Raw genomic sequence first — 17,220 nt, forward strand, 5'->3', positions numbered from 1 at the left:
TATGAGCGAAATTCAAAGCAAATCAGAAAAAAAAGCAAATGTTTTAAAAATAGTAATAATTGTTTTGTTAACAGCTATTCTTGTAGGCGGAGGAGCTTTTGCTGGATATTATTTTGCAAGTGGAAATAAACAAAAAGCTGCTAATTCAGATAGTGCTAAGGTAATGTTGGATCAAAAAACATTTTCATTAGATGAATTTATAGTTAATCTAAAAAGTAAAACAGCTGCAAAATATTTAAAAACAACTATTTATATTGGATATGCTAATATAAAAGAAAATAAACAATTAGAGGTTGAATTGAAGGATAAAAAGCCTATTATGCGAGATGCTGTAAATGCAGTTTTAAGAAGTAAAACTAATGAAGATTTTGATAAAGATGGAGTAAAAAAGTTAAAGGAAGAAATTAAAAACAAAGTAAATCCACTACTCCAAAAAGGAAAAATAGCAGATGTTTATTTTTCAGAAATTATAGTTCAATAAGGAAGTTGATATATGGGAACAAAAGAAACAATTGATATGTTTATAAAGGTTGCAGTGTTTTTACCATTTATAATATTTTTAATATATTTATTTTTTAAATTTGGTGGAGAAAAACTGCAAAATATACAAAATGGAAAATATATGAAGGTAATTGATAGAATGCCTTTATCTAAAGAAAATTATCTTTTCATAATTAAAATTGGTGAAAAAGGATATGTTATGTCCTCAACTCAGGGTAGTATTGAAATACTAAAAGAATTAGATGATAAGGAATTGATAAAGATTGAAGAATCTAAAAATATTTCTGAATGCGTAAATATGAAAGAAATGATTACGAAACTTAAGACTAAAAAGGAAGATAAATAATGAAAAAGAAAAATGTTTTAATAATGATATTAGCACTAATATGTGTTCTGTTTACAATAAAGACAAATGTATATGCAGAACCTAATACTATACCTGTACCTAATATAGATATTTCAATAGATAAAGCAAGCACACCAAAGGATTATGTTGATAATATTAAATTGCTTATAATATTAACAATGCTTACTGTATTACCTTCTTTTATAGTAATGATGACTAGTTTTACAAGAACTATTGTTGTGCTTGGGTTTATGAGAAGTGCAATGGGAACTCAACAAGCGCCACCTAATCAGGTGTTAGTTGGACTTGCTTTGTTTTTAACTATCTTTATTATGTCACCAACGTACAATAAAATTAACAATGAAGCTATACAGCCATTTCTTGAAAATAAAATAAATCAAGAACAGGCTTTTGAAATAGGTTCTAAGCCTATAAGGGAGTTCATGCTAAGGCAAACGAGAAAAAAAGATTTAGAGTTATTTTTGGATATTTCAAGGATAGACAAATCCGAAATAACTGAGAATAATGTGCCGCTTCATATAGCTGTTCCAGCCTTTATAATTAGTGAGCTTAAAACCGCTTTTAAAATAGGATTTTTAATTTATATACCATTTTTAATTATCGATATTGTAGTAGCAAGTGTTCTTATGTCTATGGGAATGTTTATGTTGCCACCTGTAATGATATCTCTGCCGTTTAAAATATTATTATTTGTTATGGTAGATGGATGGTATCTTTTAGTTAAATCTTTAATTATGAGTTATTCGTGAGGTGTTTTAAATGAGTGAAGATATGGTAATTGGTATATTAAAGGATGCGATAACTACAGCACTTAAAGCTGGAGCCCCTATTCTACTTGTATCTATAGCTGTAGGACTTATAATAAGTGTATTTCAAGCAACGACTCAAATTCAGGAACAGACTTTGACTTTTGTTCCTAAATTGATTACTGTAGCTTTAGTCGGACTTGTTGGAGCTAAATTTATGGGACAGACAGTTATGAGTTTTACAGAAAGAATATTTGAAATTATCGCAAACATAACACAATAGGTGGGATGAAATTTTGATTAATACAGTTTATTTTACAGCCTTTATACTTGTATTTTTAAGAATATCTGCTTTTTTCATGGTTGTACCAGTATTTTTCCCAAAAGGAACTCCTAAGATTATAAAGGGTATTCTTCCTGCTAGTATAGCATTTATGCTTTTGCCAGGAATTGATTATTCAAGTGTAAATTTAATAAATAGCAATTTTCAATTAATGGTGTTTGGTATTACTGAAATTACAACTGGTTTAACCTTAGGATTTATTACAACCTTATGTTTTTATTGTATTAGGTATGCAGGAAGCATGATGGATATGCAAGTTGGATTTGCAATGCTGTCTATGTTTGATCCAAGTGCCAACAGTAATGTTACATTGATAGAGCGAATATTATATTGGCTTAGTTTAATTATATTTTTAATTATAGATGGACATCATATGTTGATAAAAACTTTAGTAGAAACTTTTGATGTTATACATATTGGAAAATTCATTTTATCACAAAAAAGTGCTATGCACGTTATAGAAGTTTTTATAAAATATTTTGAATTAGGTTTGAGAATAGCAATACCGATAGTATTGATTATTATATTAACTGATTTAACTATGGGATTAGTTGCAAGAACTGTTCCACAGTTAAATGTGATGATTTTAGGTATGCCTGTAAAGATTTTATTAGGATTAACTGTAGTTTCACTTTCACTTCCTATGTTTTGTAAAATTATCATCAGTGGATTTGACAATATACCATATACTATAAGGCAAATATATAAAATGATACCTCTTATAGTAATTTTTGCGGCAGATGATGGTGGAGAAAAAACGGAAGAAGCAACACCACATAAATTAAACGAAGCTAAGAAAAAGGGACAAATTGCTAAAAGTAAGGAAATAACATCAGCACTTACTTTATTAGCATCGGCTATTATTTTGATAACTTTAGGGGAATATGTGATAAATTCTTTTAGAAGCAATATAATTCAATTTTTAGGAAGTAATTTTAATATAGAACTTAATTATAGTAGTTTGCAGGGAATATGGATAACTGTTTTGTTAAGAATTTCAATGGTTTTTTTACCGGTTGTAGTACCTATAATGCTAATAGGTACTATGGGCAGTTTTATGCAATCGGGTGTTATTAATACCACAGAAACTTTAAAACCAGATATCAAGAAATTAAATCCTTTAAGTGGCTTTAAAAAGATGTTTTCTTTAAGAACTGTAGTAGAACTTTTTAAGGATATTGCTGTAATTACAGTGGTAGGTTATATAGGATATAAATTTTTAAAGAATAATCTTTTTCAAGTTTTAAATATGGGCAACTTAAAAATTTATGCTATTGTAATAGAATTTCTTAAGTTAGTCGCTGATATATTTTTTAGAATTGCATTAGCTATGATAGTTATATCTATAATAGATTTTGTATATCAAAAATATCAATTTAAAAAAGAGATGAAAATGTCAAAGCAAGAAATAAAAGAAGAATTTAAACAGCAAGAAGGAGACCCTCAAGTAAAGGGTAAGATAAAACAGAAGCAAAGAGAAATGGCTATGGGCAGAATGATGCAGCAAGTTCCAGATGCTTCAGTTATTATAACTAACCCTACTCATATAGCAGTAGCTTTAAAGTATGAGGATGGAAGTGGAAGTGCACCTATGCTTGTAGCAAAAGGAAGCGGTTATCTTGCAATAAAGATCAAGGAAATAGCAAAAGAAAATGAGGTGCCTATTATTGAAAACAAGCCTCTTGCTAGAATTATATTTAAACAGGTCGATTTGGATAAAGAAATTCCTGAAGAAATGTATCAAGCAGTGGCAGAAATTTTGGCATTAGTACATAAACTTAAAAGGACAAGAAAGTAATATAGTAAAGGGTGAGTGCTTTGGAAAAAAGGGGAAACCTAAATGAAAAACTTAAAAATAGTTCGGATATATTAGTAGCTTTTGGTGTTATAGGAATAGTACTTATGATAATTATTCCTATGCCAACACTCCTTTTAGATATTTTTATAGCTCTGAATATTACAGTTGGAACAGTTATTATTTTGTTAACTATGTTTACCACAGAAGTTCTACAATTCTCAGTATTTCCTACAATGCTTTTAGTTACAACACTTTTTAGATTAGGACTAAATATATCTTCTACAAGATTAATACTTAGAGATCATTATGCTGGAGATATAATTGAGACCTTTGGAACATTTGTTGTAGGTGGGAATTTTGTAGTTGGTATAATAATATTTTTAATTATAGTTATTATCCAATTTGTTGTAATTACAAATGGTGCTGGTAGGGTATCGGAAGTTTCAGCAAGATTTACATTAGATGCTATGCCTGGTAAATAAATGAGTATTGATGCTGATTTAAATGCAGGGTTAATATCTGAAATTGAAGCAAGAGAGAGAAGAGAAAAGATTCAACAAGAAGCTGGTTTTTATGGAGCTATGGATGGAGCATCTAAGTTCGTAAAAGGAGATGCTATTGCTGGAATAGTAATTACTATTATAAACATAATTGCTGGAATAATAATAGGAGTTGTAATTGAAAAAATGCCAGCAGGTCAAGCAGTTACTACATATGTAAGACTTACAATTGGTGATGGACTAGTGAGTCAGGTTCCAGCACTATTGATTTCTACAGCTTCAGGTATATTAGTAACTAGGTCTTCTACTAATGAAAATTTTGGTAATTTACTTATTAAACAGTTAACTGGATTTCCAAAAGTTTTAGCTATAGCATCTGTTATTTTAATGATTTTAGGTTTTATTCCAGGGTTTCCTAAGTTTGCGTTTTTTGTGTTAGCAGCTGCAAATGGAATTAGTGCTTATTTCCTTTATAAAGAAGAAAAAGAAAAGGTTATTATGCAAATTCAAACGGAAGAGGAAGAATTAATTGAAACCGAAAAAAGAGAACCTGAAAATGTTACTAGTTTAATTTCGGTAGAACCTATGGATATAGAAATAGGTTACGGTCTTATACCACTTGCTGATGAAGGAACAGGAGGAGATTTGCTTCAGAGAATTGCTTCTGTAAGAAGACAGTGTGCAATTGAAATGGGAGTAATTGTACAGCCTATTAGAATCAGAGATAATCTTCAACTAAAAACTAATGAATATATAATTAAGATTAGAGGTACTGCTATTGTAAAAGGTGAACTTATGCCTAATATGCTTATGTGTATGGATCCAAGTGGAGAAGAAATTGAACTTGAAGGTATTAGGACTATAGAGCCTACATTTGGACTTCCAGCTCTATGGATAAATAATGATCAAAGAGAAGAAGCTGAAATTAAAGGATTTACTGTTGTTGATCCAACTACAATTATGGTTACTCATTTAACAGAAACTATTAAGGCTCATTCATATGAATTGTTAGGAAGACAGGAAACTAAAATGATAATAGACAGTGTAAATGAAAAATACAGTACAGTTGTTCAAGAATTGATACCTGATTTAATGACAATTGGAGAGGTTCAAAAAGTACTCCAAAACCTTTTAAAAGAAAAAATTTCTATAAAGGATATGGTAACAATATTAGAAGCTTTAGCAGATAATTCAACAACTACTAAAGATATTGAACTCTTAACTGAATATGTGAGGTTTGCACTTGCAAGAACAATATGCAATCCATTAGTAGATGAAAGTGGGAGGATTACGGTTGCAGTATTAGCTCCAGAACTTGAACAGATAATTGGAAACAATATTCAAAAATCTATGCAGGGATCTTTTCCAGCGATTAATCCGGAAATTACAACTAGGATATTTGATTCTATAAAAAATGTTTTGGATACTGTACATTTTTACAATAATCAACCTGTAATTTTAGTATCACCTAAAATTAGACCCGCTTTAAGGAAGCTCATTGAAATGGCATTTTCAAATGTTAATATATTATCTTTGAATGAAATACCTAATGATATAGAGATTAGAACCGAAGGAGTTGTTACTCACCAATGATTATAAAGAAATACATAGTTAACAGTATGAATGAAGCTATGGAGAGAATAAGATATGAATTAGGAAAAGATGCTGTAATAATAAGTCAGAGAAAAATTAGAAAATCAGGAGTTAAAGGATGGTTTTCATCTAAAGCTATAGAAGTTACAGCTGCTGTGGATAATAATAAAAACAAAGTTAATGATTCTATGAAAGAAAGTATTGATATTATAAAAAAAGCTATAAAAAACAAGACACCTAATATACAAAGCAAAGAAAAAATAAATTTAAAGGAAGAAATAAAAGAAAAAAAACCAATAGAAAAAAAAGAAGAAATTAATTCGAAAATAAATGATGAAATGCTAAAAGAAATGCAGGAAATGAAGGCCGTGATAAATGATTTAGTAAACAAAACTGAAAAAAATGGCGGCAGAAAAAGTAAGATAAGAATTAAACTTGAGAAAAATGATTTAAATGATAGAACTATTAAAAAAATATTGGCTAGAGCAAGAAGTTTAGATAAAAATATAGATGAATATGAAAGAGTTAGGATTTCAATAAAAAAGATGATAAAAGCATCTGATGATAAATTCAAAAATACTGTTGTTTTAGTAGGACCAACTGGAGTTGGTAAAACAACTACTGTTGCAAAGCTTGCAGGAAAATTTGCATTAATAGAAAAGAAAAAGGTAGGACTTATAACTATTGATACATATAGAATAGGGGCGGTGGAGCAATTGAAAGCGTATGCAAATATTATGAGCATACCCTTTGAAATGGTAATTACATTAGAAGATATGGAAAATGCATTAAAAAGTATGGAAGATTGCGATATAGTTCTAATTGATACAACAGGAAGAAGCAGTAAGAATGAATCACAAATAGCTGAACTTAATACTTTTATACAAAAAACTAATACAGATAATATATATTTGGTAGTGAGTTCTACGACAAAGGATAAGGATGTTGAGGCTATTATTGAAGGATATAAAGTACTGAATTTTAACAATGTAATCATTACTAAGTTGGATGAAACAACAACTTATGGATCTATATTGAATATTTTAGATATAGCTAATAAACCTCTCAGCTTTGTTACTACAGGGCAAAATGTACCAGATGATTTAAAAAGATTAAGCGACGAAGAAATTTGCAAACTTGTTTTAGGAGAGAAAGTTATATGATAGACCAAGCACAGAGATTAAGGGAGTTAGTTAAAGAAAAAAGTTTACATAAAGGTTTAGATTATAATGATGAAAAAGCAAAAATTATTACAGTTACATCTGGAAAAGGTGGAGTTGGAAAAAGTAATTTTGTTGTAAATCTAGGTATTACTCTTCAGAAAATGGGTAAGTCTGTATTAATATTTGATGCAGATGTAGGAATGGGAAACGATGATGTGTTAATGGGCTTTTTACCAAAATACAATATTTATGATATAATATTGTATGGAAAAGAAATTGATGATGTAGTAATTGAAGGACCCTTTGGGATAAGGCTTCTTCCAGGTGGATCAGGTTTAAATAAAATTGATGAAATAGATGATAATAAGAGAAAAATTTTTTTAGAAAAATTAAGTTCTCTTAAAGGATTTGATTTTATAATTATGGATACAGGAGCAGGAATAAATAAGACTGTTTTAGGATTCATATATTGTTGTCAAGAACTTATAGTAATTACTACTCCAGAACCTACTTCTTTAACAGATGCTTACAGTCTTGTTAAAGCGGTTACCCATTTTAAAATCAAGTCAACAGCAAAAGTTATTATAAATAGAGTACTGGATTACAAGGAAGGCGATATGACTTTTAAAAAGTTTAATAATGCTGTACTAAAATTTTTAAATATTAAGCTTGAACATTTAGGAAATATATCTGAAGATAGAAAGCTTATAAAAGCAGTTAGAAATCAAAAACCATTTGTGATTGATTACCCCAATTGTGAGGCTGCTCAAGATATAAAAAACATAGCATTAAAACTATGCGGAGATGTTAATAGTAACACTGGTACAGGAATACAGAGTCTATTTAAGAAAATATTTAGTGTTTTTTCATAATGGAGGTTAGGTGTGAGTAATTTGAATTTTAAGATAAATAATAAGATAGATATAATTTATAATAATGAATTTTATAATTGTGATATTCAAGATATTAAAAGTGGTTATTTAGCTATAAGTATTCCAATAAAAGAAACTCAATATTTGCCTCTTAGAAAAGATGAAAAAATTGATGTTTTGTATTATGATGAAACTTGTATATATGAGTTTTCATCAGTAGTTGTAAAGAGAGAACAGGCTAATATACCTTTGCTTTGGATAAAGATACCTAAAAAATTTAAAAAAATTCAGAGAAGAAAATTTGTACGTGTATCTGTATTGTTTAATGGAAAGTATGCAGTGATTGAAAAGAAAATGACTATAAATAAGCAAACTATATCAGAAATGAAATTTTTTGATGCTGTTATACTAGACTTAAGTGGCGGCGGAACTAAATTAAGGATTAAAGCTAATATAAAATCAGGAGATTCAATCTTAGTAGTATTACCTATGAAAAAAGGGGCAATGATTGTAAAAGGTAAAGTAATAAGAGCTGTAAAAGATGAATTGAAAAATAGTATTTGTGGTATTAAATTTATTGAATTAAGTATGAATGAACAAGATAGGATAGTGCAATTTGTTTTTTCCATTATGCGTGAACAAATGAAAAAAGGATTAAAGGAGGATTAGGTATGTCCACAGTGAGTAATTTAGAGGTGAGAGAACAAATAGTAAAGCAGTATATTCCATTGGTTAAGTATATTGCTTCTAGAGTTATTATTGGGAAGAGTAAATATATTGAATTTGAAGACTTACTGGGATATGGAATGATTGGGCTTATGGATGCTATTAATAAGTTTGATGAAAGTAAAGGAATGAAATTTTCTACATATGCATCCATAAGAATAAGAGGTTCTATGATAGATGAAATTAGGAAAAATAGTCCTATTTCAAAAGGAGCTATGGACAAGCTTAATCGTTATAATAGTGCAATAGAAAGATTGCAGAAAAGAAATTTAAAAGATCCTACTACAAAAGAAATTGCTGAAGAAATGGGGATAAGCATAAGTAATGTGGGTCAAATAGAAAATTACATAAATTATATAGCTGTTGTTTCATTAGAAGGAATAGTATTTTCAGAAGATGATGATATGTTATTAATTGGTACCATAAGAGATGAAAAAAGTCCTAATCCTGAGAAAAACGTAGAAGACAAAGAAAGACTCGAATATCTAGCAAAAGCGTTGGATATGCTGAAAGAAAAAGATAAAACTGTACTATCTTTATATTATTATGAGGGATTAACGCTAAAAGAAATTGGCGGGATTTTGGGAGTTTCAGAATCAAGAGTTTGCCAACTACACAGTAGGGGCATTGTTAATCTAAGAAAAATGTTGATGAAGCTTAAATATAAAATTTAAATTGATTTAAAATTTATATGTTTTACATATTTGAATGGATTATGGTTTGCACTGATAAATATGGTAAGAAGAGGTGAGTGAATGAGCACAGCTATAATTTTATTAATTGCTGGAATTATATTAATTGTGCTAAATATAAAGGCAATAAATAAAGAAAAAAATTCTTTTAAAGAAGCATTTACTAGTGCTTCAGATAATATGCAGGAATTTCAAGTTGAAATAGGCAAAGTTAGGAGAGAATTTGCTGAAACATTATTAGAACTTCAAACTCAAATAGTAGATATTGAAAATAAAATTAAATTAAATGAAAATATGAATTTTCAAAAAATTGAGAAGATAGAACGATTAGAACAAGAAATAAAATTTGAGGAAAAAAAAGACGTATGCCAAGAAGAAAAAATAGAAAATATTGAAGAAATACATAATAACACAAGTGATAATAGTGTTAAGATAAATGAAATAGACAAACTTATAAAAAAAGGACTAAGTGTTGAACAAATAGCAGATAAACTTAAAATTGGCAAGGGGGAAGTACTATTAATAAAAGAATTATATTTAAAATAAAAAATATAATTGATTTTTTAAGTGACAGAAAAGTACTTGTTGGAATTGGAATAGGTTTAATAATTGGAACTCTTTTAATGATAAATACAAAAATAAAGGTGAATTTATCAAAATATCAAATTGAAATGAAAGCAAGAGAATATGGAATGGAATATAAAGATGAGCAAAAGGTTATTAAAGATAAAAATTTAGAAATGAATAATCAAAATATTTCAATTGAACAAGAAAAAGTAGGGGGGAAATAAAATGATTAGAGGAATATATACTGCAGTTTCAGGACTTATAACACAAGAAGCAAGACAAGATGTTATAAGTAATAATTTAGCAAATGCGAATACTGTTGGGTTTAAAAGTGATAATTTAATAGCTAAAAAATTTGATGATGTTTTACTTGAAAACTATGATAAAGAGATAAATGGCAAGAATGTAAAAAATACTTTAGGAAAATTATCTATGGGTAGTGAAATTGATGAAACTTTTACTAACTATGGTCAAGGAGTTGTTGAGAATACTAATAGAGATACTGATTTTGCTATAAATGGAAGTGGTTTTTTTGCAGTTTCTCGTGAAAATGGATTTAATAAAGAGAATTATTATACTAGAAACGGACACTTTCATATCAATAATGCAGGATATTTAGTAAATGACCAAGGAGATAAGGTTTTAGCGAAAAATATTGAAACAAATAATATAGAGCCTATATATGTTGGAAAGGGAAAAATAAACTGTAATGAATCTGGAGAAATTAGTATAGATAAGTCAATTGCTTATAAACTTTATATTGCAAATTTTAAGGATAACAATTCATTGGAAAAGGTAAGTGAAAATCTTTATAAAGGAGAAAATCCTCTTCAAAGTAACAGTAAAATAAGACAGTATGCTTTAGAAAAATCTAATGTTAATGTTATGAATGAAATGACAAATATGATGATGACTTTAAGAATGTTCGAAAGTAATCAAAAAGCTGTTCAATCGATTGATGCATCATTAGAAAAGACAGTTAATGAAGTTGGAAAAGTATGATAAAAACTGGCTATTAACAATTAAGAGAGGGGGATAAGCATGTTTAGAAGCATATGGAATTCCAAAAGTGGAATGGAAGCGCAAATGAATAAATTAGATGCTATTTCAAATAATTTAGCTAATGTAGGTACTAAAGGATATAAAAAAGTTGATGTAGGATTTGAGGATTTGATGCAGGAAACTTTAAAAAGAGATGGATATCCTGTATCAAATAGTAAGGATGGAGAGAAAAAAGTTTTTACTGGTAGTGGAGTAAAGGCAACAGGAATATACCATAATGATTCACAGGGAGATTTGGTACAAACAAATAAGAAGATGGATTTAGCTATTGATGGTAAAGGATATTTTAAAGTTAATTTATCAAATGGAGAAGAAGCATATACTAGATGTGGTTCTTTTAAAATTGATGCTGAAGGAAGAGTTGTTGACAACAGTGGGAAGAGATTGGTTATTATTGATCAAAATGGACAAAATATAAATTCACAGGGTAGCACAAGGAAGTTTGATGAGAAATATTTTAATGTAGATTCTAAGGGATATGTTAGTGGTGTAATAGATGATAGTGGTAACGTTATTAAAAATAAAATATTTAAAATAAACATATATAATACAATAGGACAAAATTCTATGAAAAGTATAGGACAAAATTTATATGTACCTGAAACTATAAAGGATGAATATGGAAATAACATAAAAGCTGATGTTATTGGAGTAAAGAATTCTAATATAGTACAGGGGTTCCTTGAAAATTCAAATGTAGATTTGGGTAAGGAAATGTCTGATATGATAATAACTCAGAGAGCTTTTCAATTGAATTCTAAAGCGCTTACAACAGCAGATGAAATGTGGGGAATGGTAAATAATTTAAAAGGTAGATAAAACTAAAGGAGTGAAGAACTTGGGATAGGGTATGTAATTGGGTGTTTATTAAGTGTATTATTTTGGAAAATTGATAGACAGGCATTATTCATTAAATTAGATGAGAATTTAATGAGAAAAATTAACAATAGGATTTTAATTCAAATCATTTATATTGGCGCAGTTATATTAATAAGTTTTCTCTTGGAAAAAATTCAATTCAAGGAGTTATATAATGGTCTTACTGCTTTTTTAGTAATTGACATTAGTAATACTGAGAGAAAAAGTCTAGAAAAGAAAGAAAAAATTAATTTTTATAATTCTATTTCTATCATAACAAGATCTCTTGTTTGTGGTTTTACATCTCCATTATTGTATATAATTATTTTTGGAAATTATTTTGCTATTGCATATATGATAATTTATTATATAAGATTTAATGAAGAAAATACTATTCTTATGTGGATTTGGATGATTTTTACTATAATACCTTCATTGTTGGTACAATTATTTTTGTACATTATTTATATATTTAGACATAAGAAGATTAGTATAGAGTTTGAAGGGGATTACTTTAATAGTGTATTTAAAAGACCGCTTCTTAATGTTAATATTTTAGCTGCTTATGTAGAGTCTATAAATTTTTATTTTTATTACAGTAAGGATGACTCAAATTACTTTAAAAGCTATGGGAAATACAAAAAAACTATAGAGTATGAGGATGTTAAAAATTATTTAGGAATAGCATATATTATTTGTATAATTATATTTATATTATTTTTTAGTTTTATTATGGTCAAAGCAAAATAAATATATTTTATGGTTTAGATAATCAGCACTTTTAAATGAGTAGATAAAAATATTTATTAGATATAAAATTTTAAGTTTATAGGTAAATGAAAGACATAAATATAGACAAATTCTATATTTATGTCTTTCATTTTTCTGTATGTATTAATATAATAATTAATAGTTAAGTGGTTATTATAAAGTTGTAACCTATGTTTTTATTTAGATGATTCAACTGCTGATGTAAGTGGTGGAATCACCTGTTTTTTTCTAGATAGTAAATCGGGGATGTAAGCACAGTTATCTTTTAAAGTTACATTAAATGCAATAGGTACTAAATCAGTTTTTTCACCTACTGCTATTAGTTCAGAACCCTCTTGTATAATATCAGTTAACATTAATAAAAGTAAATCATAATTCTCATTTTTACATTTATTATTCATATATTCTAACATTTCATTCTTCATAGGTTCAAAACCATCTAAATCCATTGTGCTAATTTGACCTACACCGATTTTAGTGTTTAATAAATTAAATGTTTTGAAATCTTGATTAAAGATTTCTTGTACACTTTTACCAGTAAGAGATGTACCGGCTTTAAACAGTTGATGGGCGTAATCTTCAACATTAATATTAGCCATTTTAGATAATCTATTTAGCATTAATTTATCCATATCAGTAGATGTTGGTGACTTAAATAATAGTGTATCAGAAATTATAGCACTGCATAATAAACCAGCTATTTGCTTAGATGGTCTTATTCCATTTTCAAAATATATAGAAGCAACTATAGTAGCTGTACTTCCAACAGGTTCATTTCTAAAGTATATTGGAAGACCTGTTTGTATATCTGCAATTCTATGATGATCGATTATTTCTGTAACTTCTGCATCTTCAAGTCCATCTACAGATTGAGATAGTTCATTATGATCTACCAATACAACGTTTTTATTGATTTTGGAAATTAAATGAAAACGTGATATAGTTCCTAACACTTTATTATTTTCATCAAGTATAGGATAGCTTCCAAATCTTGTTTTAATCATTGTTTCTTGTACATTTTCAACAAAGTCATTATTCTTGAAGCTTATAATGTTATCACTAGTCATTACATATTTTACTGGAATGCTTTGAATAATCATTCTTGATGTTGTAAAAGAATCAAATGGAGTTGAAATTATAGAGCATCCTTTTTCAGAGGCTTTTTCAATTATTTTAGCATCAATTTCATGGTTTCCAGTGACAATCATTAAAGAAGTATCAGATTCTATAGCTAATTGCTGAGCTTCTTCTCTGTTTCCACATATTACTATATCCCCTGGCTCTATAACTTTTTTGATACCTTCAGAATTCATAGCTGTAACTATTATTTTACCATCAAATTTTTTGGATTTATCGTTATGGTATATTGATTTACCAGATAAAGCATCAAGCATGTTTTCAAATGAAACATTACTTTTTGCAATTATGTAATTATCCCATATATCCATGTATGCGGATGTTAAGTCGGATAAGCTTACAATTCCTAGAAAAGTATCATTTTCATTTATTACAGGAATAGTTTTTATATTGTTTTTTTTCATTAAGTTCCAAGCAGTTTTTAAAGAAACTTCTGGAGAAAGTGGTGCTGCTGTATCCATATTTAAGTCATTAACTGTAGCTTTTAAAGTATTTACTAATTTTGGTGTATCTACTCCAAAATAATCTAATGCAAATTGAGTTTCTTTATTTAGTTCCCCTAATCTGATTGGTATAGCATCAGCGTTTTGTGTTTTGTTTTTAAATTCTGCATATGCAATAGCAGAGCAAATTGAATCCGTATCAGGATTTTTGTGCCCAGTTACATAAATTATGTCTTTCATAAAAAAAAATACCTCCCAAATTAAATAATCAAATTTCACTTTATTATTTTACCACAAAAACATCAATTTGCATTATTTTTATGAAAAAATATAATTTTTTCATAAGATACCACATAGCTTTCATATATATTTATAAGAATACAAGAAAAGTGTGACGCACTATAAGAATATTGTTACACAATATTCTTAGATTGTGGATAGGGGGAAAAACATGATTAGGGAAAAAGATTTGATGAGAGGTCTTACTAATGATGAAGCAAATAAAAGATTGCAAAAATATGGGCTAAATGCACTAAAGAAGAAAAAGAAAATATCATCCTTTAAAATATTTTTGGACCAGTTTAATGATTTTATTATTTGGGTTTTAATTGCTGCTACAATTTTATCAGCACTTATGGGAGAAAAAGCAGACTCTATAACAATTATAATTATAGTGATTATGAATGGGGTTTTAGGTTTTGTTCAAGAGTATAAAACAGAAAAATCTTTAGAGGCTTTAAAAGAGCTTGCAGCACCTACAGCTAAGGCTATAAGAAATGGTGAAGTCAAAGTTGTAAATGCTGAGTTCTTAGTTCCAGGTGATTTAATAGTTATTGAGAGTGGAGATAAAATACCAGCAGATGCTGTGTTGGTAGAAGAAAACAATTTATTGGTTGATGAGTCATTACTTACTGGAGAATCGGTAGGAGTTGAAAAAAATAGAGAGAGTAAGAATAATAAAATATATATGGGTACTATAGTTTTAAGAGGAAGAGGAATGGCTAAAATAGCACAAACTGGAATGAAGACAGAAATGGGTAAAATTGCAAATATGCTTCAAAATATAGAAACGGAAAAATCTCCTTTAAAGAAAAAATTAGCTTTTTTAGGTAAAGTTATGGTTTTTATATGCATTGCAATTTGTATAATAGTTACTTTTATAGGTATACTTAGAGGGCAAGATAAATATCAAATGCTTCTTTTAGGTGTTAGTTTAGCAGTTGCTGCAATTCCAGAAGGTATGCCAGCTATAGTTACAGTAGCCTTAGCTTTAGGAGTTTCAAGAATGCTTAAGAGAAATGCTTTAGTTAGAAAATTGCCAGCAGTAGAAACTCTAGGATGTACTTCAATAATTTGTAGTGATAAAACAGGAACTTTAACTCAAAATAATATGACTGTTGAAAAAATATATTTTAATGAAAGAAGCTGTAATGTTATAGAAAAGGAATGCTTAAACTGTGAAATCTTAAAAAAAGCATTTGTATATTGTAATGACTGTACCTATGATTTTAATCAAAAAAGGTTTGAAAAAGTTTTAATAGGAGATCCAACTGAAACTGCTTTGATAAAAGCTTTTTTTAAGGATAGTAAGAGTATTAAAACTTTTGTATCTAAAGCTAAAAGAATGTACGAAATTCCTTTTGATTCTAATAGAAAAATGATGTCTGTAGTAGTAAATGAAGGAAATAAAAAGAGATGTTATGTTAAAGGTGCACCAGAAAGAATAATAGAAAATTGTAAATATATTTTAATAGGAAGTGAAATTAGTTTATTTAATAGAGAATATAAACAAAAGGTTGTAAAACAGGTTGAAAAAATGTCTTTTGATGCATTAAGGTGTATAGCAGCAGCATATAAAGAAAATAACTTAAATCAAAACAATAAGTTAGAAGAAAATTTAATTTTTTTAGGAATAGCTGGGATGAAAGACCCACCAAGACCAGAGGCGGGAGAAGCAGTATTAAACTGTAAAATTGCAGGAATTAGACCTGTTATGATAACTGGTGATCATAAAAATACAGCTTATGCCATTGCAAAGGAACTTAATATATGTAAAAATGGTTCGGAAGTTATAACAGGTACAGAAATCGATGATTTATCGGATAAAGAACTAATTAATAAAATAAATAAAATTTCTGTATTTGCAAGAGTAAGTCCTAAACATAAATTACGTATAGTTAAAGCATTTAAAAAGAAAAATAATATTGTTGCTATGACTGGAGATGGAGTGAATGACGCTCCAGCAGTTAAAGAAGCAGATATAGGAATTTCTATGGGAATTTCAGGAACTGATGTGACAAAAGAAGCATCCTCAATGATATTATTAGATGATAATTTTACTACTATTGTATCTGCAGTAGAGGAAGGCAGAGTAATATATGATAATATAAGAAAGTTTATTAGATATTTGCTTTCGTGTAACTTAGGAGAAGTATTAACTATGTTTTTATCATCATTATTTTATTTAGAAACGCCACTGCTTCCAATTCAAATTTTATTTATTAATTTAGCTACTGATGGATTACCAGCTATGGCTCTTGGAGTTGATCCTCCAGATAAGGATATAATGACACAAAGACCAAGAGATAAAAATGAGAGTGTTTTTGCTAGAGGGCTTAAAGAAAAAATTGTTTTAAGAGGAACCTTAATTGGAATATGTACAATTTTCGCATTTTTGTCAGGAAAATATTATGATATGAATTTAGAGGCGTGTAGAACTTTAGCATTATCAACTTTAATAATGTCTCAGCTCATTCATGTTTTTGAGTGTAGATCTGAGAAACATTCTATTTTTGAGATAAAGCTTTTTACTAACATATATTTGGTAGGTGCAGTTTTGCTTTCTATTGTGATGCTCTTATCTATAATTTATATACCGTTTTTACAAAAAATATTTCATACAGTTTCATTGGATTTAGGACAATGGATTATAGTAATATTTTTCTCAAGCTTTGTTTCATTTATAAATAGCTTATATCTATTTTTTAGAAAATAATATTTCACTTCTTAACAATTAAGAGTTAAGAGTTAAGGAGTGAATTCAACAAGCTGAATTCTATAAGTAAAGATAATTTTAGGTGT

General features: G+C 28.3%; 16 protein-coding genes and 1 pseudogene. 16 read left to right on the top strand and 1 reads right to left on the bottom strand.

Annotation, left to right across the window (positions count from 1 at the left end; all coding sequences use genetic code 11):
* Position 1 precedes the first annotated feature (1 nt).
* The 15 genes and pseudogenes from OW763_RS04930 to OW763_RS05000 all read left to right on the top strand — a co-directional run bounded on the left by OW763_RS04930 (position 2) and on the right by OW763_RS05000 (position 12,538).
* Entirely contained in the window at positions 2–481 is a 480-nt protein-coding gene (locus OW763_RS04930; protein WP_268039966.1) for a flagellar basal body-associated FliL family protein, read from the top strand.
* A 12-nt stretch (positions 482–493) separates the two neighbouring features.
* Positions 494–847, top strand: a complete 354-nt coding sequence (gene fliO / locus OW763_RS04935) for a flagellar biosynthetic protein FliO (protein WP_268039967.1) — start codon at positions 494–496, stop codon at positions 845–847.
* Entirely contained in the window at positions 847–1,617 is a 771-nt protein-coding gene (gene fliP, locus OW763_RS04940; RefSeq protein ID WP_268039968.1) for a flagellar type III secretion system pore protein FliP, read from the top strand. Before fliO ends, fliP begins: the two co-directional genes overlap by 1 nt.
* Positions 1,618–1,627: 10 nt before the next feature.
* On the top strand, positions 1,628–1,897 hold the full coding sequence (fliQ, locus tag OW763_RS04945; protein ID WP_268039969.1) for a flagellar biosynthesis protein FliQ: 270 nt from the start codon (positions 1,628–1,630) through the stop codon (positions 1,895–1,897).
* Between the two features lie 13 nt (positions 1,898–1,910).
* Positions 1,911–3,755, top strand: a complete 1,845-nt coding sequence (locus OW763_RS04950; protein ID WP_268039970.1) for a fused FliR family export protein/FlhB family type III secretion system protein — start codon at positions 1,911–1,913, stop codon at positions 3,753–3,755.
* Between the two features lie 20 nt (positions 3,756–3,775).
* A pseudogene (gene flhA / locus OW763_RS04955) lies at positions 3,776–5,848 on the top strand (flagellar biosynthesis protein FlhA).
* On the top strand, positions 5,845–7,011 hold the full coding sequence (flhF, locus tag OW763_RS04960) for a flagellar biosynthesis GTPase FlhF (RefSeq protein WP_268039971.1): 1,167 nt from the start codon (positions 5,845–5,847) through the stop codon (positions 7,009–7,011). Before flhA ends, flhF begins: the two are co-directional and overlap by 4 nt.
* A complete protein-coding gene (locus OW763_RS04965) occupies positions 7,008–7,883 on the top strand; it encodes a MinD/ParA family protein (RefSeq protein ID WP_268039972.1) in 876 nt (291 codons plus the stop codon). Before flhF ends, OW763_RS04965 begins: the two co-directional genes overlap by 4 nt.
* Before the next feature lie 12 nt (positions 7,884–7,895).
* The gene (locus OW763_RS04970) at positions 7,896–8,552 is read left to right on the top strand and encodes a flagellar brake protein (RefSeq protein ID WP_268039973.1); all 657 of its coding nucleotides are present in this window, start codon (positions 7,896–7,898) and stop codon (positions 8,550–8,552) included.
* 2 nt (positions 8,553–8,554) lie between these two features.
* Positions 8,555–9,283: a FliA/WhiG family RNA polymerase sigma factor gene (locus OW763_RS04975; RefSeq protein WP_268039975.1), complete on the top strand. Its 729-nt coding sequence runs from the start codon at positions 8,555–8,557 to the stop codon at positions 9,281–9,283.
* 81 nt (positions 9,284–9,364) lie between these two features.
* Positions 9,365–9,847, top strand: coding sequence for a hypothetical protein (locus tag OW763_RS04980; RefSeq protein ID WP_268039976.1), 483 nt, complete (start codon positions 9,365–9,367; stop codon positions 9,845–9,847).
* A 77-nt stretch (positions 9,848–9,924) separates the two neighbouring features.
* Positions 9,925–10,092 (top strand): hypothetical protein, encoded by a 168-nt coding sequence (locus OW763_RS04985; RefSeq protein ID WP_268039978.1) that lies wholly within the window; start codon positions 9,925–9,927, stop codon positions 10,090–10,092.
* Position 10,093: 1 nt separating this feature from the next.
* Positions 10,094–10,870 carry a flagellar hook-basal body complex protein gene (locus OW763_RS04990; RefSeq protein ID WP_268039979.1) on the top strand — a complete coding sequence of 259 codons (777 nt, stop codon included), beginning with the start codon at positions 10,094–10,096 and terminating at the stop codon, positions 10,868–10,870.
* Between the two features lie 39 nt (positions 10,871–10,909).
* Positions 10,910–11,749 carry a flagellar hook-basal body complex protein gene (locus OW763_RS04995; protein WP_268039980.1) on the top strand — a complete coding sequence of 280 codons (840 nt, stop codon included), beginning with the start codon at positions 10,910–10,912 and terminating at the stop codon, positions 11,747–11,749.
* 111 nt (positions 11,750–11,860) lie between these two features.
* Positions 11,861–12,538, top strand: coding sequence for a hypothetical protein (locus tag OW763_RS05000; RefSeq protein WP_268039981.1), 678 nt, complete (start codon positions 11,861–11,863; stop codon positions 12,536–12,538).
* A gap of 197 nt (positions 12,539–12,735) precedes the next feature.
* Here OW763_RS05000 and OW763_RS05005 read toward each other — a convergent pair whose 3' ends face one another.
* Entirely contained in the window at positions 12,736–14,379 is a 1,644-nt protein-coding gene (locus OW763_RS05005) for a putative manganese-dependent inorganic diphosphatase (protein ID WP_268039982.1), read from the bottom strand.
* Between the two features lie 211 nt (positions 14,380–14,590).
* On the opposite strand from OW763_RS05005, the gene OW763_RS05010 reads away from it, so the two are divergent.
* A complete protein-coding gene (locus tag OW763_RS05010; protein ID WP_268039983.1) occupies positions 14,591–17,134 on the top strand; it encodes a calcium-translocating P-type ATPase, PMCA-type in 2,544 nt (847 codons plus the stop codon).
* The last annotated feature ends 86 nt before the right edge of the window (positions 17,135–17,220 follow it).

This window comes from Clostridium aestuarii (genome assembly GCF_026735135.1).
Lineage (GTDB): Bacteria > Bacillota > Clostridia > Clostridiales > Clostridiaceae > Clostridium_H > Clostridium_H aestuarii.

Bases quoted from the DNA above. Each gene is read 5' to 3' on its own strand.
- OW763_RS04930 (WP_268039966.1), top strand. From the start codon at position 2: ATGAGCGAAATTCAAAGCAAATCAGAAAAAAAAGCAAATGTTTTAAAA.
- fliO (WP_268039967.1), top strand. From the start codon at position 494: ATGGGAACAAAAGAAACAATTGATATGTTTATAAAGGTTGCAGTGTTT.
- fliP (WP_268039968.1), top strand. From the start codon at position 847: ATGAAAAAGAAAAATGTTTTAATAATGATATTAGCACTAATATGTGTT.
- fliQ (WP_268039969.1), top strand. From the start codon at position 1,628: ATGAGTGAAGATATGGTAATTGGTATATTAAAGGATGCGATAACTACA.
- flhF (WP_268039971.1), top strand. From the start codon at position 5,845: ATGATTATAAAGAAATACATAGTTAACAGTATGAATGAAGCTATGGAG.
- OW763_RS04965 (WP_268039972.1), top strand. From the start codon at position 7,008: ATGATAGACCAAGCACAGAGATTAAGGGAGTTAGTTAAAGAAAAAAGT.
- OW763_RS04975 (WP_268039975.1), top strand. From the start codon at position 8,555: ATGTCCACAGTGAGTAATTTAGAGGTGAGAGAACAAATAGTAAAGCAG.
- OW763_RS04980 (WP_268039976.1), top strand. From the start codon at position 9,365: ATGAGCACAGCTATAATTTTATTAATTGCTGGAATTATATTAATTGTG.
- OW763_RS04985 (WP_268039978.1), top strand. From the start codon at position 9,925: ATGATAAATACAAAAATAAAGGTGAATTTATCAAAATATCAAATTGAA.
- OW763_RS04990 (WP_268039979.1), top strand. From the start codon at position 10,094: ATGATTAGAGGAATATATACTGCAGTTTCAGGACTTATAACACAAGAA.
- OW763_RS04995 (WP_268039980.1), top strand. From the start codon at position 10,910: ATGTTTAGAAGCATATGGAATTCCAAAAGTGGAATGGAAGCGCAAATG.
- OW763_RS05000 (WP_268039981.1), top strand. From the start codon at position 11,861: ATGAGAAAAATTAACAATAGGATTTTAATTCAAATCATTTATATTGGC.
- OW763_RS05005 (WP_268039982.1), bottom strand. From the start codon at position 14,379: ATGAAAGACATAATTTATGTAACTGGGCACAAAAATCCTGATACGGAT.
- OW763_RS05010 (WP_268039983.1), top strand. From the start codon at position 14,591: ATGATTAGGGAAAAAGATTTGATGAGAGGTCTTACTAATGATGAAGCA.